The 19,223-nt window shown below is 75.4% G+C and carries 12 protein-coding genes and 2 pseudogenes; 7 read left to right on the top strand and 7 right to left on the bottom strand.

What is annotated here, in order from left to right; genetic code table 11:
- Positions 1-34: 34 nt before the first annotated feature.
- The 3 genes and pseudogenes from ABWI07_RS20185 to ABWI07_RS20175 all read right to left on the bottom strand — a co-directional run.
- Positions 35-3,589, bottom strand: a complete 3,555-nt coding sequence (locus ABWI07_RS20185; protein WP_353819467.1) for a serine/threonine-protein kinase — start codon at positions 3,587-3,589, stop codon at positions 35-37.
- Positions 3,590-3,694: 105 nt separating this feature from the next.
- On the bottom strand, positions 3,695-5,263 hold the full coding sequence (locus ABWI07_RS20180) for a (2,3-dihydroxybenzoyl)adenylate synthase (RefSeq protein WP_353819466.1): 1,569 nt from the start codon (positions 5,261-5,263) through the stop codon (positions 3,695-3,697).
- 35 nt (positions 5,264-5,298) lie between these two features.
- A pseudogene (locus ABWI07_RS20175) lies at positions 5,299-5,406 on the bottom strand (aspartate 1-decarboxylase); the annotation flags it as partial.
- A 73-nt stretch (positions 5,407-5,479) separates the two neighbouring features.
- Between ABWI07_RS20175 and entS the strand changes: the two are divergent.
- Positions 5,480-6,724 (top strand): enterobactin transporter EntS, encoded by a 1,245-nt coding sequence (entS, locus tag ABWI07_RS20170; RefSeq protein WP_353819465.1) that lies wholly within the window; start codon positions 5,480-5,482, stop codon positions 6,722-6,724.
- Between the two features lie 12 nt (positions 6,725-6,736).
- Here the strand turns inward: entS and ABWI07_RS20165 are convergent, their stop codons facing one another.
- Genes ABWI07_RS20165 through ABWI07_RS20155 form a run of 3 tightly spaced genes read right to left on the bottom strand, consistent with a single transcriptional unit; the run spans position 6,737 to position 12,151 of the window.
- Positions 6,737-10,099, bottom strand: a complete 3,363-nt coding sequence (locus ABWI07_RS20165; RefSeq protein WP_353819464.1) for a non-ribosomal peptide synthetase — start codon at positions 10,097-10,099, stop codon at positions 6,737-6,739.
- Positions 10,100-10,151: 52 nt separating this feature from the next.
- A complete protein-coding gene (locus ABWI07_RS20160; protein WP_235036706.1) occupies positions 10,152-11,168 on the bottom strand; it encodes a FecCD family ABC transporter permease in 1,017 nt (338 codons plus the stop codon).
- Positions 11,165-12,151 (bottom strand): FecCD family ABC transporter permease, encoded by a 987-nt coding sequence (locus ABWI07_RS20155; RefSeq protein ID WP_353819463.1) that lies wholly within the window; start codon positions 12,149-12,151, stop codon positions 11,165-11,167. The genes ABWI07_RS20160 and ABWI07_RS20155 overlap by 4 nt, the downstream gene beginning before the upstream one ends.
- A 190-nt stretch (positions 12,152-12,341) precedes the next feature.
- On the opposite strand from ABWI07_RS20155, the gene ABWI07_RS20150 reads away from it, so the two are divergent.
- The 6 genes and pseudogenes from ABWI07_RS20150 (at position 12,342) to ABWI07_RS20125 (ending at position 17,137) form a co-directional block, all read left to right on the top strand.
- Complete coding sequence (locus tag ABWI07_RS20150; RefSeq protein ID WP_235036707.1) at positions 12,342-13,016, top strand: TetR/AcrR family transcriptional regulator; 675 nt, start codon at positions 12,342-12,344, stop codon at positions 13,014-13,016.
- Entirely contained in the window at positions 13,009-13,911 is a 903-nt protein-coding gene (locus tag ABWI07_RS20145; protein ID WP_353819462.1) for an ABC transporter ATP-binding protein, read from the top strand. The genes ABWI07_RS20150 and ABWI07_RS20145 overlap by 8 nt, the downstream gene beginning before the upstream one ends.
- Positions 13,908-15,545, top strand: a complete 1,638-nt coding sequence (locus tag ABWI07_RS20140) for an ABC transporter permease (protein WP_353819461.1) — start codon at positions 13,908-13,910, stop codon at positions 15,543-15,545. Before ABWI07_RS20145 ends, ABWI07_RS20140 begins: the two co-directional genes overlap by 4 nt.
- A 115-nt stretch (positions 15,546-15,660) precedes the next feature.
- The gene (locus tag ABWI07_RS20135; RefSeq protein WP_353819460.1) at positions 15,661-16,056 is read left to right on the top strand and encodes an STAS domain-containing protein; all 396 of its coding nucleotides are present in this window, start codon (positions 15,661-15,663) and stop codon (positions 16,054-16,056) included.
- A gap of 78 nt (positions 16,057-16,134) precedes the next feature.
- Positions 16,135-16,494: pseudogene (locus tag ABWI07_RS20130) on the top strand (oxygenase MpaB family protein); the annotation flags it as partial.
- 13 nt (positions 16,495-16,507) lie between these two features.
- Entirely contained in the window at positions 16,508-17,137 is a 630-nt protein-coding gene (locus ABWI07_RS20125; RefSeq protein WP_149258739.1) for a TetR/AcrR family transcriptional regulator, read from the top strand.
- Positions 17,138-17,168: 31 nt separating this feature from the next.
- On the opposite strand, the gene ABWI07_RS20120 is transcribed toward ABWI07_RS20125, so the two are convergent.
- The gene (locus tag ABWI07_RS20120) at positions 17,169-18,935 is read right to left on the bottom strand and encodes a sensor histidine kinase (protein WP_353819459.1); all 1,767 of its coding nucleotides are present in this window, start codon (positions 18,933-18,935) and stop codon (positions 17,169-17,171) included.
- Between the last annotated feature and the right edge of the window lie 288 nt (positions 18,936-19,223).

Here is a 19,223-nt window from a genome sequence, read left to right as displayed (position 1 = left end):
CCGCGCGGTCCGCGTCCTGGAACCGTGGGCGGGCTCATCGGGGGCAGGTGGGGCGGTAGTCCAATGCGGGGAGGGCTTGGCGCCATTCCTTTTCTGTCAGGCCGCCGGTGGTGTTCTGGCAGAGGGCCGCCTTCGTCAGGGCGGGGGCCAGGTCGTGGGTCAGGACGGTGCCGGCCTCGGCGGCGCTGGTGAGGGTTCTTCCGTCTTCGGAGAACGCCAGGGCGCCGATGGCGGTCTGGTGGCCGGTCAGGGGGAGCGCGTACGGGCGGCCGGATTCGACCTCCCATAGGCGGATCTGGCCCAGCTCGTCGCCGGTGGCGAGCAGGGTGCCGTCCGGGGAGAGCGCGGCGGCCCTGACGTAGCTCTTGTGGCCGCGCAGGACCAGGCCGCGCGAGCGGAGCGTCCTGCCGTCGGTGAGGAGGACCTTCTGGTCCGTCTCGGCTCCCTCGGCGCTCACGATCGTGTGTCCGTCGCGGCTCATGGCGAGGACGGTGAGGAGGGACGTGTCGTCGGTTCGGGCGAGGACCCGGCCGGACGGGTACTCGATCAGGCCGGACTGGCCGTCCGTCATCACGGCCTTTCCGTCCGGGCGGAACACGATCCGTTTGACGAAGCTGTCGGCGGACGACGGCAGCGCGCGGATCTGCCGGAATGTCTTCAGATCCCAGAACTGGAGTTCTCTGGCGGTGCCGCGGCGGACCAGGAGCGCCAGGCCTCGGCCGTCCGGGGAGAGCGCCATGGCCTGGATCGCGTCGGTGGGCTGCGGCAGCGTCACATCGCCGAGCTTCGTGTACTTCCCGGCGTCGGTGACGGTGACCGTGCGGGCGTTCTTGTAGATGGCCAGCCGGGCGCCGTTGGCGCTGATGGCCAGGTCGTTGCCGTTGCCGGAGTACTCGTAGTCGGACGCGAGGTTGAACCCGCCGTTGGCGGCCCGCTTCCGCCGCACGTCCCAGAAGGGGACCTTGGCTCCGCTGCGGTACGCCATCGTGGAGGCGTCCGCGGACATGGCCAACTGCTGGAACAGGCCGCTGCCCTGGACGACCTGGGTGCTCACGAATGTGCTGATGTCGAGGGACGACACCTGGCCGGTCGCCGGCTCGATGCAGCGGAGCGCGCGGTTCTCGACGAAGCGGACCAGGGCGCAGTCGGCGGACGGCGCGTAGCGGACGACAGGCTGCGCGGGCGCGGACTGGTTGGCGCCGCCGTACTGGAGCCGCCACAAGGTCCTCGCCTGCGCCAGGTAGCGGCCGTCCTGGCTGAAGGCCAGGCTGGAGAGCGTCTTGGCCGGCCCGAGCCTGGCGAACGGCTCGTCCGCGCCCAGCTTCCAGACCAGGATCTCGGTCTCCTTGCCCGTGGCCGGGGCGTGCGCCACGGCGAGCAGCGAGCCGTCCGGGCTCACTTTGGCCGCGCTGACGTACCGGCCCTTGAGCGCCCGGTTGAGGCGGGGCAGCGCGATCGCCGTCCTGGCCGCCAGCTGGTCGACGTGCACCGCGCCCTGGGGCGTGACGCCCGCGACGATCTGGTCGCCCGCGTCGGCCGCGAGGATCTCGGCGCCGCCCTTCGGGCGCGTCCAGCTCAGCGGGACCTGCCGGAGAGTGCGCAGGTCCCAGACGGTGCGGGCGTCGCGGTCGCCGGCGAGCAGGAGGTGCCCGGACGGGCTCAGGTCGATGCCGTCGAAGACCGTCGCGTTGGCGCCGATCCTGCCGATGGGCAGCCTGCCTCGCTCCTTGCCGGACGAGGTGTCCCAGACGCGGGCCGTTCCGTCGTCCGCCCAGGTGACCATGGTGCGCGCGTCGTCGGTTACGACGAGGTCCACGGCGCCGGCTCCGGTCATCCCGAATTCGTGCAGCTCGGCGTGGGTGTCGATGTTCCAGAGGCTGGCCTTTCCGGCGTCCACGACGGCGAGGACGCGCCCGTTCGGAGACGGCTGGCGCCGGGTCGTCGCGCTCACGCCGGGCGGCATGAAGACGTCGCTCTCCCACTGGTACCGCAGCGCGACCAGCGCCTCCCTCGTCTCCTTCGTGTCGGAGAGGGAGCCGGCGGCGATGGCCAGCCTGCGAGCCGTCCTCGGGTCGGACTTGCGGACGGCCATCGCCACGGCCGCGAGGCGCCGCGCCTCGGCGTCGTCGCGCTGCCGCGCCACGGTGCGGCCCTGCTGGAAGACGAGCACGCCCGCGACGAGCGTCACCAGCAGCAGGACGGCGAGGACCCCGGAGACCGCCGTCCGCGCGGTGGACCGGCGGCGGACCGCCGCGCGCCCGGCGTCCAGGAACGCCTGCTCCAGCGTGTTCGGCCGCAGCGCGCGGCCGCCGCCCACGGCCCAGGTCATCGCCCGTTCGAGCCAGGTCCCCTGGAGGAGGTCGCCGGCCTTGCGGCCGTGCTCGTCCCACAGCCGCGCGCCCTCGGCGAGCTCCTGGTGGACGTCCAGGCCCGGCCGTTCGGCGGCGGCCCAGTCGCGCAGCCGCGGCCAGGCGCGCAGCAAAGCCGGTGAGGCGAGGGTGAAGCGCTGCCCGTCCCAGGTGAGCAGCCCCGCCCCCGTGAAGGCGGACAGGACGGCGTCGATCACGGGCTCCGGCGTGCGGCCGTCGCTGAACTCGGCGCGCGCCGCCGGGCGGACGAGGTCGTCCACGGCCGCCGCCATCCGCAGCAGGATCTGCGGGACGGCCTGCTGCGCCGCCGGGTCGAGGCTCCGCATCACCGCCTCGGCGCGCTCGCCCAGGGCAGGGGGCGCGGCCTTGGGCATGCGGACGGCCCGGGCCTCCCGTTCGCCCTGTTCCAGGAGGTCGGCGTCGGGTCGCCCGCCGAGCAGGCCGAGGAGCAGGCCCGGCGCGTCCGGGCGCCGGTCGGGGTCCTTGGCCAGCGCGGCCTCGACCATGGAGCGCAGCCGCTCGGGGACGGCGGAGGTGTCCGGTTCGGTGTTCAGGACCGAGTGCATGAGCTTGGGGAGGGTCTCGCCGCCGAAGGGCGCGCGGCCGGACGCGGCGAACAGGACCGTGGCGCCCCAGGCCCAGATGTCCACGGCGGGCCCGGGGCTCTTCCCCCGGAACACCTCGGGCGGCATGTACCGGGGCGTGCCCTTCATCCCGGTCGCGCTCTGCTCCATGTCCTCGGTGCGGGCGATGCCGAAGTCGATGACGCGGGGGCCGTCGGGTCCCAGCAGCACGTTCGCGGGCTTCAGGTCGCGGTGGACGACACCCGCCCGGTGGACGGTGGTCAGCGCGGTCGCGATCCCGACCGCCAGCCGGTACAGGTCGTCCGACTTGTAGGGGCCGTCCTCCTCCACCGCCTGCTGGAGGGTCGGGCCCGCGACGTACTCGCTGACGACGTACGGGGGCGCATGGTCCAGGTCGACGGCGAGGACCCGCGCCGTGCAGAACTGCGAGACGCGCCGCACCGCCTCGATCTCGCGGACGAACAGGTCGCGCTGCGCGCCGGAGTGGTCGCCGTGCAGCGTCTTGACCGCGACCCGGGCGCCGTCCGGCCCGTACCCCTCGTAGACGACGCCCTGCCCGCCGGTGCCGAGCCGCCCCGCGAGAAGGTAGTCGCCGAGCCTGGTCGGATCACCGGGTCCCAGTGGTTCGGGGGCCACAGACGTCTCCTCATCCTAATAAACATGATCGTCTATTAGGATGCCGCGCCGGTCGGCCGCGTTCGCGGGAAACGGTGAACAGCCGTCGACGAAACGGCGACGGTCTCACCGGAGGCGGGCGGCGAGCGCCTTCTTGCTGATCTTGCCGACCGGCGTCCGGGGGAACGCGGCGACGGTCTCCAGGCGGTCGGGGAACTTGTAGGCGGCGACGCCGCGGGCGCGCAGGAACTCCTTGGCCTCGCGCAGCCCGGGGGCCTTCTCCCCCTCCCTGACGATGAGGAAGGCGCAGGTGCGCTCGCCCATGACCGGATCGGGAAGGCCGACCACGGCGGCGTCGTGGACCGCCGGGTGGACCAGGAGGTGGTTCTCCAGCTCCGCGGCGGAGATCTTGTCGCCGCCCCGGTTGATCTGGTCCTTCTCGCGGCCCTCGACGATGAGGTGGCCGGACGGCAGCCGCCTGACGAGGTCGCCCGTGCGGTAGAAACCGTCCCGGGTGAAGGAGCGGGCGTTGTGTTCGGGGGCGCGGTAGTAGCCGCGCAGCGTGTAGGGGCCTCGGGTCAGGAGTTCGCCCACTTCCCCGGGGGCGACCTGCTTGCCGTCCTCGTCGACGATGCGGATCTCGTCGGCCGGGGAGAGGGGGCGGCCCTGGGTTCGTTCGATCAGGTCGCGGGGGTCGTCCAGGCGGGTGTAGTTCAGGAGGCCCTCGGCCATGCCGAAGACCTGCTGGACCTGGCAGCCGAGCGCGTCCGGCACCTCCGCCGCGCGTTCGGCGGCGAACTTGGCGCCGCCCACCTGGAGGAGTTCGAGGGACGACAGGTCCTCGTCCGACCAGGTCACCGCGTCCAGCCAGAGGAGGGCGATCGGAGGGACGACCGCGCAGACCGTGGCGCGCTCGCGTTCGATGAGCGGGAACGCCTCGTCCGGGGCGCCGGAGGGCGAGAGGACGACCGTGCCGCCCGTGGCGAAGACGCCGAGGATGCCGGGGCAGGCCAGGGCGAAGTTGTGCGCGGCCGGGAGGACGACCAGGTAGACGGTGTCGCGGCCGAAGCCGCAGAGCTCCGCGCTGGCCTCCAGGTTGTAGACGTAGTCGCGGTGCGTCCGGGGGATCAGCTTGGGGAGGCCGGTGGTGCCGCCGGAGAGGAGGAGGACGCCCACGTCGGACGGCGCGGGAGAAGGCACCGACACCGGTTCGGCGTCGACGGAGGCGAGCGGCACGAACTCCTCGGCCTCGCCTTCGACGATCACGTGTTCCACGGGGAGCGTGCGGGCCAGGTCGCGGTAGTCGAAGTCGCCGTCGCGGTCGGCGCAGATGTAGGCGCGGGCCTCGGACAGCTCGCACAGGTAGCGGATCTCGCTCTCGCGGTGCGCGGGGAGCGCCAGGACGGGGGCGGCGCCGATCCGGACGAGGGCGAGGAACGCGACGACGAAGCCCGCGGTGTTCGGAAGCTGGACGACGACGCGGTCTCCGCGGCGGAGGCCGAGGGCGAGGAGGCCGGCGGCGGTGCGGGCGGCGCGGGCGTCCAGGTCGGCGTAGGTGAGGCGGTCGGCGCCCGCGACCAGTGCGGGTGCCGCCGGGTCGCCGCGCAGGACGTCGCCGAGGAGGCGGTCGGTCCAGTGGCCCTCGGCCGTGTAGCGGGCTTCGAGGTCGGCCGGCCAGGGGGTGAAGCCGTCCACGCTCACCGCCCCGCGAGCTGGGCGGGCGCGCCGGGGGCGGGCTCGGACGGGTCGGCGTCGATCGTCGGCGAGCCCACGTGGCGCGGGCCCGCCTGGGTGACGGTCGCCCGGTGGATCTTCCCGTTCATCAGCGTCCGCTGCACGGCTCCTCTTCCTCACGATCAATTTAGGTTAGCCTAACCTTAGCTACTCGATCGGCAGAGGAGAACCCCGAGGATGCTCCGGCGACTGGTCATCGACGTCGGGCCGCTGCGCGACAGCCGGCCGTTCCGCAACGTGTTCGTCGCCCGCACCGTCTCGGTCTTCGGGATCGGCATGCTTGCGGTGGCCATTCCGGTGCAGGTGTACGGCCTCACCGGGTCCACCGCGCATGTAGGCGGGGTCTCCGCCGCCGAGGGGCTCGCGCTGCTCGCCGGGTTCCTGTGGGGCGGGGTGCTGGCCGACCGGCACGACCGGCGCCGGCTGATGCTGCGGGCGCGCGCGGCGGCCGGGATCGGCTTCCTCCTGCTGGCGGTCAACGCCTTCCTGCCCTCCCCCTCGCTGGCGGCCCTGTACCTGCTGGCGGCGTGGGACGGGCTGATGACCGGCGTCAGCATCACCGCGCTGCTGGCCGCGACGCCGGCGCTGGTCGCGCCGGACAAGCTCGTCGCGGCGGGGGCGCTCAACGCGCTGACCGTCCGGCTCGGGTCGATGGCCTCCCCCGCGCTCGGCGGGCTCGTGGTGTCGGCGTTCGGCGTGGGCTGGAACTACGCGGCGGCGGCCGCCGGGACGCTCGGCACCCTCGGGCTGCTGACCGGCCTGCCGCGCCTCAAGCCCGAGGCGGCGAGCACGGAAGCCGACCCGCTGAAGGCCGTCTGGAACGGGTTTCGCTTCGTCGCCTCGCATAAGGTCGTCGGCTCGCTGATGCTCCTCGGGCTGCTGTTCATGGTCGCGGGCGGTGTCCCCGTCCTGATGCCGGCGTTCGCGAGCCGGAGCCTGGACGGCGGCGCCGCCACGGTCGGGCTCCTGTTCGCGGCGCCGGCCTGCGGCGCCGTCCTGGCCTCTCTGACGAGCGGCTGGGCCGGGCGGGCCCGGACGCCGGGCCTGGCACTGCTCGCCGCCTCCGTCTCCGGTTTCGTCGCGCTCGCGTGCCTCGGCCTGGCCCGCCACCCGGCGCTCGCCGTGGCGATCCTGTTCGTGTACGGGTTCGTCCAGTCGGTCGAGGAGATCCTCCGGTACGGGCTGATCCAGTCCCATACGCCCGACTCGCATCTCGGGCGGGTGAACGCGCTGTGGTCGGCGCAGGAGACGGGCGGCGGCGCGGTCGGGTCGCTCGGCGCGGGAGCGCTCGGCCGGTACCTCGCCCCGGGCGCCGCCATCGTCCTCTACGGGACGGTCAGCGCCGTCCTCGCGCTGGCGCTGGCCCTGACGCTCACCGGGCTCCGGACCGCGACGCTGCGGCCGGAGCCCGAGCCCGGCTGACCCTGACCGGGCTCACCCGAGGCGAGCGGTGAGCTCCTCCTCGGTCATGGCCTCGACCTCCAGCCAGATGGCGGCGACCGCCTCCAGGCGTCCCGGCGTCTCCTCCAGTTCGGTGAACCGGCGGCAGATCCGCGCGACCGTCCGCTCGGCGAACAGGACGCGGACCGGCAGCGCCGTCGTGTCGAGCGCCTCGCGCAGCCGCGCGAGCACGGTGGTGGCGAGGACGGAGTCGCCGCCGAGTGCGAAGAAGTCGGCGTCCGCGCCGACGCGTTCCCTCCCCAGCACCTCGGCGACGATCCGGGCCAGCACCTTCTCCAGGGCCGTCTCCGGCTCGGCGTGGTCCGCGGCCGCCTCGCCGGCCTCGGCGGAGGCGAGGGCCGTGAGGGCCTCGCGGTCGACCTTGCCATTGGCGGTGAGCGGCAGGTCGTCCACGCGCACGAGCAGTTCCGGGACCATGTGCGGGGGCAGCAGGTCGCGGACGCGGGCGAGGACCGCGTCCCGGTCGGTCCCGGCGGGCGCCGCCACGGCGGCGGCGAGTCGGCCGCCGGCGAGGAGCGCGGCGGCGCGCTCCACGGCGGGATGGTCGCGCAGCGCGGCCTCGACCTCGCCGAGCTCGATCCGGAAGCCGCGCACCTTGACCTGGTGGTCGCGGCGGCCGAGGAACTCGATGGTCCCGTCCGGGCGGTAGCGGGCCAGGTCGCCGGTCCGGTACCAGCGCACCCCCTCGTGGACGACGAACCGGTCGGCCGTCCGGTCGGGGTCGCCGGCATAGCCGTCCGCGACGCCGGCGCCGCCGATCCACAGCTCACCGGCGACCCGGTCGGGGCGGTCGCGGCCCAGCACGTCCACCACCCGGCACGCGACCCCGCGCAGCGGCACCCCGTACGGGACGGCGTGCCAGTCGGCCGGGACCTCGCCCGCGACCTCCTGCACCGTCGAGTGGATCGCCGTCTCGGTCGTCCCGCCGAGCGCCGCGAAGCGGCAGCCCGGCGCGCGTTCCCGCAGGAGCCCGGGCAGGTGCGTCCCCACCCAGTCCCCGCCGAGCAGGACGAGCCGCAGGCTCTCCGCCGGGCCGGCGCGCAGCAGCATCTCCAGGACGGACGGGACGCAGTTCAGGACGGTCACCGACCAGCGCCGCAGCAGCTCGCCCCACCGGGCGGCGTCGCGCCGCTCGTCCTCCTCCGGGAGGACGACCGCGCCGCCCGCGTGCCAGGCGGCGAACAGGTCGAACACCGACAGGTCGAAGTCGAGCGCCGACACCGCGAACGTGGCGTCGTCCTCCCCGATCGCGAACCGCTCGACCAGGTCGCCGATGGTGTTCATCGCCGCGCCGTGGGAGACCTCCACGCCCTTGGGCTCCCCCGTCGACCCGGAGGTGAACAGCACGTAGGCGACCTGGTCGGGGCGCGCGGCGACCGGTGCCGCCAGCGGCTCGCGGCCCGCGACGCGGCCCGGAGTGAGCGAGGCGGCGACGCGGGCGCCCGCGCGGATCCGGGCGCGCCGCGCGTCCGGCTGCTCGGGACCGATCGGGACGTAGGCGGCGCCGGCCGCGAGCACCCCGAGCGCGGCGGCCGCCTGGTCCGGTCCTTTCGGGAGCTCGATCGAGACCCGGTCGCCGGGGCGGACGCCTTCGGCCGCCAGCGCCGAGGCGATCCGCAGGGCGCGGTCGGCGAGCTCGCCGTAGGTCATCGTCCCGTCGTCGCCCCAGTGCAGGGCGGGCGCGTCCCGCCGGCGGGCGGCGTGCGCGAAGAACCCCTCGGTCAGCGTGCGTTGCGGGGGGGCGGGCGTGGCGTTCAGCCTGTGCCTGACGCGGAGCTGGGCGGGCGGGGCGGCGATGCCGAGGGGCGCGTCCCAGTCGGCGCCGGGGGCGGCGAGGCGGGTGATCGCGGCGGTGTAGGCGCCGAACATCGCCTCGGCGACGCCGTCCGGGAACGCGGGCAGGCGCACGTCCCAGTTCAGCAGCAGGCCGCCGGACACCTCGGTCACCTGCGCGTCCAGCAGCACCTGCGGGCCCTGCGAGATGATCCACGCGGGTTCGCCGAACAGCTCGCGGACGCGGTCGCCGAACAGCTCCCCGAGATTCAGGGCGCTGGTGTAGACGATCGGGGCCAGCACCTGCTCGCCGCGGAGCCGCGACAGGTCGCGCAGCACCTCCAGACCCGAGTAGTCGCCATGCGCGCCCGCCGTGTGCAGGTTCGCCTGCAGTGCGCGGGCGCGGGCGACGAACGGGAGGTCCTCGGTGAGGTCGGCCTCCAGCAGGACGGACCCGGTGAAGTCGCCGACGACCTTGTCGACGTCGGGGTGGACGGGCTCGCGGTGGAACAGCGGCAGGTTCAGCAGGAACCGCGGCGCCGCCGACCAGGCCCCGATCACCTCGGCGAACACGGCGGCCAGCGCCATGGCGGGCGTGACCCCCTCGGCGTGCGCGCGGGCGATGAAGCGGTCCTTGTCCGCCGGCGGCAGCCAGTGGTGCCGGCGCTCGACGCGGTCCCCCGGCTCCGGGACGACCGGCAGCTCCGGCGGCCCGGGCAGGCCGGCGAGCCGGTCGGCCCACCAGCGGCGGTCCGCGGCGCGGGCCTCGGCGCGGGGGTCGTCGGCGAGGTAGCGCGCGTAGCCGTAGCGGATCGGCGCGAGCGCCTCGCCCTCGTACAGCGCCGCGAGGTCGGCGAGCATGACGCGGTAGCTCATCGCGTCGGCGGCGACCATGTCGACGTCCAGGTGGAGGCGCGCGGCGCCGCCGGGGAGGAGGCTCAGCCGGGCGTCGAAGACGCGGCCGTCCTCGATGGGGAGCCGCTGCCGCGACATCTCGTCCCGGACGCGCTCCAGCTCGGCGCCGGGGTCGTCCGACGAGCGCAGGTCGTGGACGGTGACGAGCGGCCCGGGACGCTCGGGGAGGATCCGCTGCGTGCCGTCGTCGCGGACGGCGGCGCGCAGCATCGGGTGCCGCCTCGCCAGCGCGCCCACGGCCGACTCGAAGCGGGACGGGTCGATCGGGCGCCCGTCCAGCTCGACGTACAGGTGGGCGGCGACGGAGCCGAGCTCCTGGCCGGAGTCGCGGCCGATCCAGTACGCGTGCTGCATGAGCCCGAGCGGGAAGGGGCCGTCCGGTTCGACGGCGTCCGCGCCGACGTCCGGGAGGGGTCCCGCCGCCGCCTCGACCTGGCCCTTGTCGGCGAGCAGGTCCCACCACCCGGCGAGCGTCGGACGTCCGGCCAGCTCGGCGAAGCGGATCTCGATGCCGCGGCGCCGGAGCCGGCCGGTGAGCTGCATGAGCCGGATCGAGTCCATGCCCAGCTCGATGAGGTTGTCGTCCGCCTCCGCGCGCTCGCCCAGCACCTCGGCCAGCGCGGCGTGGAGCTCATCCCAGGTCAGCACGGAACTCCCTTCAAATTAGGTAAGGCTAACCTAATTAAATGGGATCTCTCCGTCAACGCCGGCCGGCGGAGGCCAGCAGCCAGGCCAGGTAGCCCCCGCCGAGGACGCCGGTGACGACGCCGACCGGCACCGCGACCGGCAGGTGCAGCGCGACCAGGTCCGCGCTCGCGAGCAGCGCCGCCCCGGTCAGCGCGGCGGGCAGCAGCTGCGCGCCGGGCCGCCGCGTCAGCCGCCGGGTGAGCTGCGGCGCGGCGAGCGCCACGAACGGGACGGGCCCGGCCGCCGCGGTCGCCGCCGCGACGAGGCCCACCCCGGCGACGGTCAGCAGCGCCCGGGTCCGCTGGACGGGCACGCCGAGCGCCCGCGCGGCGTCGTCGCCGAGCTCCCCCATGCCGAGCGGCCGGGCCAGGAGGAGCGCCGCGGGGACGAGCACCGCCAGCGCGAGCGCGAGCGGGACGGCCTGGTCCCAGTCGCGCCCGTTCAGGCTGCCGGTCAGCCAGAACGCGGCCTCGTACGCCTCGCGCAGTTCGGCGCGGGTGATGAGGTAGGAGTTGAGCGCCTCCAGCATCGCCGCCGCCGCGACGCCGATCAGCACCAGCCGCATGCCGTGCACGCCGGTCCCCCGGCGGTAGGCGGCCAGGTACACCGCCAGCGCGGTCAGCACCGCGCCCGCGACCGAGCTGGCGGCGATCGCGAAGGCGCCGCCGCCGAACACCAGGATCTGCAGCAGCGCGCCAGTGGCCGAGCCGGTGGTGAAGCCGATGAGGTCGGGGCTGCCGAGCGGGTTGCGGGAGATGCTCTGGAAGACCGCTCCGGCGAGGCCGAGCGCGAGGCCGGCGAGCAGGCCGGTGACGGCGCGCGGCAGGCGCAGGGTCGTCACGATGAACGCGGTGGCCCGGTCGCCCTCGCCGAGGAGGACGCGCACCACGTCCGGCGGCGCGATGGGGAACTCCCCCGAGCCGACGACGAGAACGGCGGCGCAGACCGCGACCGCCGCGACGACCCCGCATACCGCCGCCGTCCGCGGCTCCCAGCGCAGCGACATCCCGCCCGCACGCACGACCCTCACAGCTCGCGCGTCCTTCCCCTCCGTACCATCACCGCGAACAGCGGCGCTCCGAGGAACGCGGTGACGATGCCGGTCTCCAGCTCTCCCGGCGCGACGACGCGGCCGATGATGTCCGCGCCGAGCAGCAGGACGGGCGCGAGCAGCAGCGAGCAGGGCAGGACGAGCCGCTGGTCCGGGCCGACCGCCGTCCGGACGGCGAACGGGACGGCCAGCCCGAGGAACGCGATCGGCCCGGCCGCCGCCGTCGCGGCGCCGCACAGCAGCACCACCGCGAGCGCCGCGAGCGCCCGGGTCCTGCCGGGACGGGAGCCGAGGGCGCGGCCCGCGTCGTCGCCCAGGCCGAGGGCGTTCAGCGGGCGGGCGAGCGCCAGCGCGAGCACCGTCCCCGCCAGGACGAACGGCAGGACGCGCAGGAGGACCTGCACGTCGCGGCCGCCGAGGGTGCCGACCTGCCAGAACCGGAAGCCGCCGAAGGTGTGCGGGGTGAACAGCATGACCCCGGCCGTCATCGCGCCGAAGACGGCGTTGACGGCGGCCCCGGCGAGCACGAGCCGCGCGGGCGACGCGCCGCCGCGCCCCCGGGCGCCGATCACGTAGACGAGGCCCGCCGCGCCCGCCGCGCCCGCGAACGCCGCCCACACGTAGACGAGCACGTCGTCCGCGCGGAACGCGCCGATGACGAGGACGACCGCGAGGGCCGCGCCGCCGTTCACGCCGAGCAGGCCCGGCTCGGCGAGCGGGTTGCGGGTGAGCGCCTGCATCACCGCGCCCGCCAGCCCGAGCGCCATGCCGACGGCGACGCCGAGCAGGGTGCGGGGCAGCCGCAGCTCATGGACGATCAGTTGCGCCCGGGAGCCGCCGTCCGGGGAGAACACGCCGGGGAGCACGTCGGCGAGCGGGACGTGCCCGGCGCCGATCGCGAGGCTCGCCCCGACCGTCACCGGCAGCGCCGCCGCGAGCAGGACCGTCCACCACAGGCGCACGCCGCGCGCCCGGCCCCGCCGTTGCGGACTTCTCGGCGGGCGTCGCAGCACGGAGGGCGGCACGAGGTAAGGCTAGCCTAAGCTAACTCGCCTCTCAATGCCCCCTCCGCCTCCCTCGACGCCAATCACAATATGCGTGTATGGTATACATGAATATTGGAACTTGAACACTTGTATTGGAGGTGTGCGGATGGCGAGGACCGGCCGGGACGGCGGCCCGGCGCCGGAGGACCTGACGGCGCGGGCCCGGATCCGGGACGCGGCGCTGCTGCAGTTCGCCGAGCACGGCATGAAGGGCGCGACGTTCCGCGGGATCGCCGAGACCGCGGGCGTCTCGGTGGGGCTCGTCCAGCACCACTTCGGATCGAAGGAGGAGTTGCGCGAGGCATGCGACGCCTACGCGCTCGACATGGTCCGCGAGCTCAGCTCGACGTCCGGCGGCGAGGCGATGGCGGACCCCGCGTTCGTGGCCGCGACCGTCCAGGCGGACCTGCCCGTGCGGCGCTACCTGGCCCGCGCGCTCGTCGACGGCTCGGAGGCGGCGAGCCGGATGTTCGACGACCTGGTCGCCACGACCGAGCGGTACTTCGCGGACCCGCCGCCGGGCGTCGCAACGCCCACCACCCGCGACGTGCGCGCCTACTCCGCCGCCGTCGTCGCGATGACGACCGGGATGGAGGTGCTGCACCAGCACCTCACCCGGGTCCTCGGCGCCGACACCTTCACCCCCGAGGGATCGGTGCGGCTGCGCCGCGCGGTCCTGGAGATCTTCGACGACCGGCTGCTCGACCCGGAGTTCGCCGCGCGCGCCCACGCGGCGATGGACCGGTACGAGGCCGGCCTCAAGGGAGACGACGATGAATGACGTGGTCCGGGCCGACGGCCTGGTCAAGACGTTCGGCCGGACGCGCGCGCTCGACGGCCTCGACCTGCGCGTGGCGCCCGGAGAGGTGCACGGGTTCCTCGGCCCGAACGGCGCCGGGAAGTCCACGACCATCCGCGTCCTGCTCGGCCTGATGCGCGCCGACTCCGGCGCCGCGAGCCTGCTCGGCGGCGCCCCCTGGCGCGACGCCACCGCCCTGCACCGCCGCATCGCCTACGTCCCGGGCGACGTCACGCTGTGGCCGAACCTGTCCGGCGGCGAGGTCATCGACCTGCTCGGGCGGCTGCGCGGCGGGCTCGACGGGGGCCGGCGCGACGAGCTGCTCGACCGCTTCGAGCTCGACCCGAAGAAGAAGGGCCGCGCCTACTCCAAGGGCAACCGGCAGAAGGTCGCCCTCGTCGCGGCGTTCGCGTCCGACGCGGAACTCCTCATCCTTGACGAGCCGACCTCCGGTCTCGACCCGCTCATGGAGGAGGTCTTCCAGGAGTGCGTGCGGGACGAGAAGCGCGCCGGGCGCACCGTCCTGCTGTCGAGCCACATCCTCAGCGAGGTGGAGGCGCTCTGCGACCGCGTCACCATCATCCGCAAGGGCAGGACGGCCGAGACCGGGACGCTCGACGAGCTGCGGCACCTGACCCGAACGTCCATCCGCGCCGAGCTCGCCGGCGCGCCGGACGGCGTCCCGCTGCCGGGGGCGCACGACGTCCGCATCGACGGCACCACCATCGAGTTCCAGGTCGACGCCTCCGAGCTGGACGCCGCGCTCAAGGAGCTCACCCGGATCGGCGTCCGGACCCTCACGAGCCGGCCGCCCACGCTCGAGGAGCTGTTCCTGCGCCACTACGAGGACGACCTCGCCCGGGGGGCCGCGTCATGACCGCCACGACCCTGCGCGCCCCCGCGCGCGCCGCCGGCCGCGGCGGCGGGCTCACCGGCGCCGGCATGCTGCTGAAGATCTGGCTGCGCCGCGACCGCGTCATGATGCCGGCCTGGATCTACGCGCTGACCGCGCTCGTCGCGAGCACCGTCTACAGCTTCAAGCACGAGTACGGCACGGCGGCCGCACGCGAGACCTTCGCGCGCGGCATCGGCGACAACCCCTCCACGCGGATCCTCTACGGGCCGGTCCTGAACGACGGCAGCGTCGCGGGGCTCAGCGCATGGCGGGTCGGCGCGACCGGCGCCGCGGTCACCGCGGTCATGTGCGTCCTGCTGGTCGTCCGGCACACGCGCGCGGAGGAGGAGGCCGGCCGGCTGGAGCTCGTCGGCGCCGCCGCCGTCGGACGCCGCGCGCCGCTCACGGCGGCGCTCCTGACCGCCGTGACCGCCGCCGGCACCCTGGCGGCCGCGGTCGCGCTCGTCATGGTCCTGTTCGGACTGCCGGCGGCCGGTGCGGTCGCGTTCGGCCTGTCCTGGTTCGGCGCCGGGCTGGTGTTCTCCGGGGTCGCGGCGCTCACCGCCCAGCTCGCCGAGACGTCCCGGCTGGCGAACGGCCTGGCGTTCGCCGTCCTCGGCGCGGCCTACCTGCTGCGCGGCGCGGCCGACGCGGGCTCGGCGCACTGGCTGTCGTGGCTGTCGCCGATCGGCTGGGCGCAGCGCCTGCGCCCGTGCGCGGGAGAGCAGTGGGCCGTGCTCCTGCTGCCCCTCCTGGCGTTCGCGGTGCTGGTCGCCGCCGCCTACCTGCTGACCGAGCGGCGCGACCTCGGCGCCGGGATCCTCGCCCCCTCCCTCGGCCCCGCGCACGCCCCGCCGTCCCTGCGCGGCCCGCTCGCCCTGTGGTGGCGGCTGCAGCGCGGGTCGGTGCTCGGCTGGTCCGCCGGAGTCCTCGTGTACGGGCTGGCCATCGGCGGCGTCGCGGACGGCGTCGGCGACCTGGTAAACGGCAGCGACGCCGTGCTGGACGACATCCGCAAGATGGGCGGGCAGCAGGACATCGCGGACGCGTTCCTCGCCACGGCGATGGGCCTCATGGCGCTGTTCACCGCCGCCTTCGCGGTGCAGAGCGTCCTGCGGCTGCGCGCGGAGGAGAGCGCCGGGCGCCTGGAGCCCGTCCTCGCCACCGCCGTCGGCCGCACCCGCTGGGCCCTCGCCGGGCTGGCCGGCACCGTCGCGGGGACGGTGGTCATGCTCGCCGCCACCGGCCTGGCCGTGGGCCTGGTCCACGGAGTCCGGTCGGGCGACCTGGCGGGCCAGCTCCCGCGCCAGATCGGCGCGGCGCTCGCCCAGCTCCCCGCGGTCTGGGTCGTCGCCGCCGCGGCGGTGCTGCTGTTCGGGGCGCTTCCCCGCGCGACGTCCGCCGCCTGGGGCGTCCTCACCGTCTTCCTGCTCCTCGGGCAGGTGGGGCCGCTGCTGGGCCTCCCGCAGGCGGTCATGGACCTGTCCCCGTTCACCCACACCCCGAAGCTGCCCGGCGGCGACCCCGACCCGCTCCCCCTCGCCGGGCTCACCGCGGTGGCGGCCGCCCTGGCGGCGGCCGGACTGGCCGCCTTCCGCCGCCGCGACGTCACCTGATCCCGGCGGTCGGCGGCGGTTCCCGGGCGGGCCCCGGCAGGCCCGCCCAGGAACCCCGCATGACCTCCCCTTTCATGGGTACTCCGCAGTCTTGCGACTACGGAAGGTGATCACCATGCCCCTTGGCCCCGGCGACCCGCCGGAGGGAACCCCCATCGACCCGTTGCGGATCCACAGCGACATCCGCGGCCCCTGCCTGCTGGTCGAGGCGGAGGGGGAGCTCACCCTCCTGACGTCCGACACGCTGCGCGAGCACGTCCTCGCCGACATGCGGGCCATGGGCGGCCCGCCGCTGGTGGTGCTGGACGTCGGGCGGGTGAGCTTCTGCGACTCCTCGGGACTGAACGCGATGATCACGCTGTGGAAGGCCGCGCACGGGTCCGGGGGCGAACTCGTCCTGGCCCGCCCGGAGCGCCGGTTCCGCACGATCATCGAGCGCAGCGGCCTGGACCGGCACCTCATCGCCCACCGGACCCCCGAAGAGGCCCTCGCCGCCCTGTCCGCCCGCTGAGCCCGCCCGTCCCCCTCCCCGGGCCGGGCCCTTGCCGCAGGATCCATACGGTGATACGAACCGGACGGCCCGGCCGCCTTCCGCGCCTACTTCGACGGCATGGTCCGGGACCGGCTCGAGCGCAACGCGACCGTCGAGCTGCTCAAGCGGCTCGACCGCGTGCCCCTGCCCCCGCCCGCGTCCTGGCCGCTCCCGAGGGCCGCGTGGACGGGGCTCGCGCTCCCCCCGACGCGGCTGCTGCGCGCGACGGGCATCGCGGCGCTCCCGCCCCTCCTGCGCGAACGCTTCGGCCTGCGCTGGACGGCGTTCGACCAGCGCCGTTTCGACCTCTTCGCGCGGGGCGTCCGCCTGGCCCACGCCGCCACGCCGGCCCCGCCGCACGGTTCCCCCGCCGCCGCCCGCGCCATACGCGCGGCCCGGCGGGCGCGCGGCGGCTAGAGTCGGCCGCACGATGACGAGCGACGACGAACTCCTGCGGAGCCTGCTCACCGGCGGCCCGGAGAGCGAGCCGCAGACCGACCGCATCCTGGACGCCGCACTGCGGTCCTTCGAGACCTACGGTCCGCGCCGCACCACCATGGACGACGTCGCGCGCGAGTCCGGCCTCGGCCGCGCCACGATCTACCGCCGCTTCCCCACCAAGGGCGACCTCGTCACCGGCGTCCTGCTGCGGGAGGCGCGGCGCTTCTTCGCCGAGCTGGACGAGGCCGTCGCGGCGCTTCCCACCCTGGAGGAGCGCATAGTAGAAGGGTTCGCGGTGACCCTGCGGATCAGCCGCGAGCAGCGGCTCATGACCCGCCTCATGGTCGTCGAGCCCGAGCTGTTCCTCCCGCACGCCACGGTCAAGGCGGGCCCGCTGCTCGCCGCGGCCCGCGGCTACCTGGCCGGCCGGCTGCGCACCGCGCAGCGCCTCGGCGACGCACCGGCGGACGTCGACCCCGAGGTCGTCGCGGAGATCCTGGTCCGCCTCACGCACTCGCTCGTCCTCACCCCGGACGGCCACATCCCCCTCGACGACACCGGCGCCCGCGCCTTCGCCCGCCGCTACCTCCTCCCGATCGTCCGCAACACCCCCTCCTGACCGCGCCGCGAGACCCGCGCCCCGGCAGGGCTCACGGGGTCTCGGTGGACGGGAGGACGATGCGGACGGTGGTGCCCTCGCCGGGCGGGCTCTGGACGGTGACCCGGCCGCGCAGGGCGCCGACGCGGTCGGTGAGGCCCGCCAGGCCTCCGCGCGGGCGCGGGGCGGCACCGCCGACGCCGTCGTCGCGGACCTCGGCGGCGATCCCGTCCGGTCCCGGGCGGACGGTCAGGTGGATCGCGTCGGCGCGGGCGTGCTTGACGGCGTTGGCGAGGGCCTCGCAGAGCGCGAAGTAGAGGGTCGACTCGACCTCCGGGGGGAACCGGCCGGCGGGCAGGTCGAGGCGGACGGGCAGGGGCGTGCGGGCCGCGACCAGCTCCATCGCCGGCCCCAGCCCGGCGTCGGCGAGGATGGCCGGGTGCATGCCGCGGGCCAGGGCCTCCAGTTCGGCGACCGCCTCGGCCAGCTCCCGGCGGCAGGTGCGGGCCTGCTCCCGGGCCCGCGGGTCGGCCGCCGCGTCCTCCAGCCGGGCGAGCATCTCCTCCAGCGCGTGCAGCCGCTGCTGGGCGCTGTGCTTCAGGTCGGCGGCGAGCCGCTCGCGCTCGGCCGCCTGGACGCGCACCAGGCGCTCGCGCGCCTCGCGCGCCCGTTCCAGGTTGGCCTGCGCGGCGGCCTGCAACCGGACGGTCTCCAGCGCGCGGCCGCCCGCGACCAGCGCCGCGTCGACGAGCGCCCCGTGGTCGCGGAGCGCGGCGGCGAGGTCGACGGTGGCGAGTGGCTCGCCGCCGGACGTGCGGACCTCGTGCCGCCAGCGGCCCTCCGCGCCTCCGGGCGCGTCGCGCATGCGGCGGCCGTCCACGTCGACGTAGCCGCCGTCGGCCCACATCCACAGGTCGAGGGCGTCGTCGCCCAGGACGGTGCGGAGCGCGTCGCGGACGCGCGGCACCGAGAGGGGGGCGACGAGCAGCCGCTGCATCCGCTCGGCGACGGTCAGCTCGGCCAGCCGGGCGCGCAGCGCGGTACCGAGGAACGCGAGCGGCAGCACCGTGGCGAAGACGCCCTGGAAGAGGTAGACCTCCAGTACCTCCGCCAGGTCCACGTCCCTGCCGACGAGACTGTGCTGGACCGCGAGAGCGCCGGTGACTCCGAACGTCACGGCGACCGCGACGGGGACGGCGAGCGCGCGGTCCAGCCGCCCCGCGCGCGGCAGGCGGGCCGTCAGGATCACCACCAGGGCGCCCGCCAGCACCGTCATCGCGGCGGTCATCCCGCGCTGGACGTCGTGGAACACCGCGTGCTCGGGACGCAGCGCCGGCCACGCCGCCGACGCCGCGAACCCGTTCCACGCCGGCCGGGAGACGGCGCACAGCAGCGCCTGGCCGCCGAACATGATCAGGGCGGCGGAGCCGGTCCACAGCCGCGCGGCGGCGCCGTCCAGCCGCCCGGCCGGGTACAGCAGGACGCCGACGCCGATCGCGACGAAGAACGCCGACTGGGCGAACACCGACACCAGCGGGGCCGCGCCGGTGTTCCAGGCCGCCGCCCAGGTGACGGCCCACGCCGCGGCGGCGGCGACGAACGCCGCGCCGGTGCGGTCGGCCGTCCGCCCCGCCGCGAACAGCCCGCCCGCGACGGCGAACCCGCCGCAGCACAGGAGGGTGACCGCGGCGGCGGCGGGCTGGGCGCGCCAGTGCGGCCAGCCGCAGGCCAGCGCCGCGACCGCGACCGCCCCGCCCGCGGCGAGGGCGCGGCGGACCCGCGCGCCGAGCCACGGCGGCCACCGGGGGACGGGCCTCACCGCGATCCTTCCGTGTCGTCCCGGGAAACCACCGTCCCGGACGGGGGTTTTCCCGGATGTGCGCGCGGGGCGGCACCGGGAGCATGGGCACGTGGCGGGACGGCCGCGTCGAGGACCCGTGCACGGGCCCGCGGCGTCTCGCGGTGGCGTGCGGGGGCCACCACCGGGGTCACCTGACGCGACCGGACTCGCACGGACAGTATCCCCACCGCCGCCGCGTAAACGCGAGGGTCCGTTATTCGATCGATGCGCGGGACGCGGGCGCACGCGAGTGACGCGGGCCGGGTG

The organism is Actinomadura sp. NPDC000600, assembly GCF_040492135.1.
Taxonomy (GTDB): domain Bacteria; phylum Actinomycetota; class Actinomycetes; order Streptosporangiales; family Streptosporangiaceae; genus Spirillospora.
This window is presented reverse-complemented; position numbering and strand designations above follow the sequence as displayed.

Bases quoted from the DNA above. Each gene is read 5' to 3' on its own strand.
- entS (WP_353819465.1), top strand. From the start codon at position 5,480: ATGCTCCGGCGACTGGTCATCGACGTCGGGCCGCTGCGCGACAGCCGG.
- ABWI07_RS20150 (WP_235036707.1), top strand. From the start codon at position 12,342: ATGGCGAGGACCGGCCGGGACGGCGGCCCGGCGCCGGAGGACCTGACG.
- ABWI07_RS20145 (WP_353819462.1), top strand. From the start codon at position 13,009: ATGAATGACGTGGTCCGGGCCGACGGCCTGGTCAAGACGTTCGGCCGG.
- ABWI07_RS20140 (WP_353819461.1), top strand. From the start codon at position 13,908: ATGACCGCCACGACCCTGCGCGCCCCCGCGCGCGCCGCCGGCCGCGGC.
- ABWI07_RS20135 (WP_353819460.1), top strand. From the start codon at position 15,661: ATGCCCCTTGGCCCCGGCGACCCGCCGGAGGGAACCCCCATCGACCCG.
- ABWI07_RS20125 (WP_149258739.1), top strand. From the start codon at position 16,508: ATGACGAGCGACGACGAACTCCTGCGGAGCCTGCTCACCGGCGGCCCG.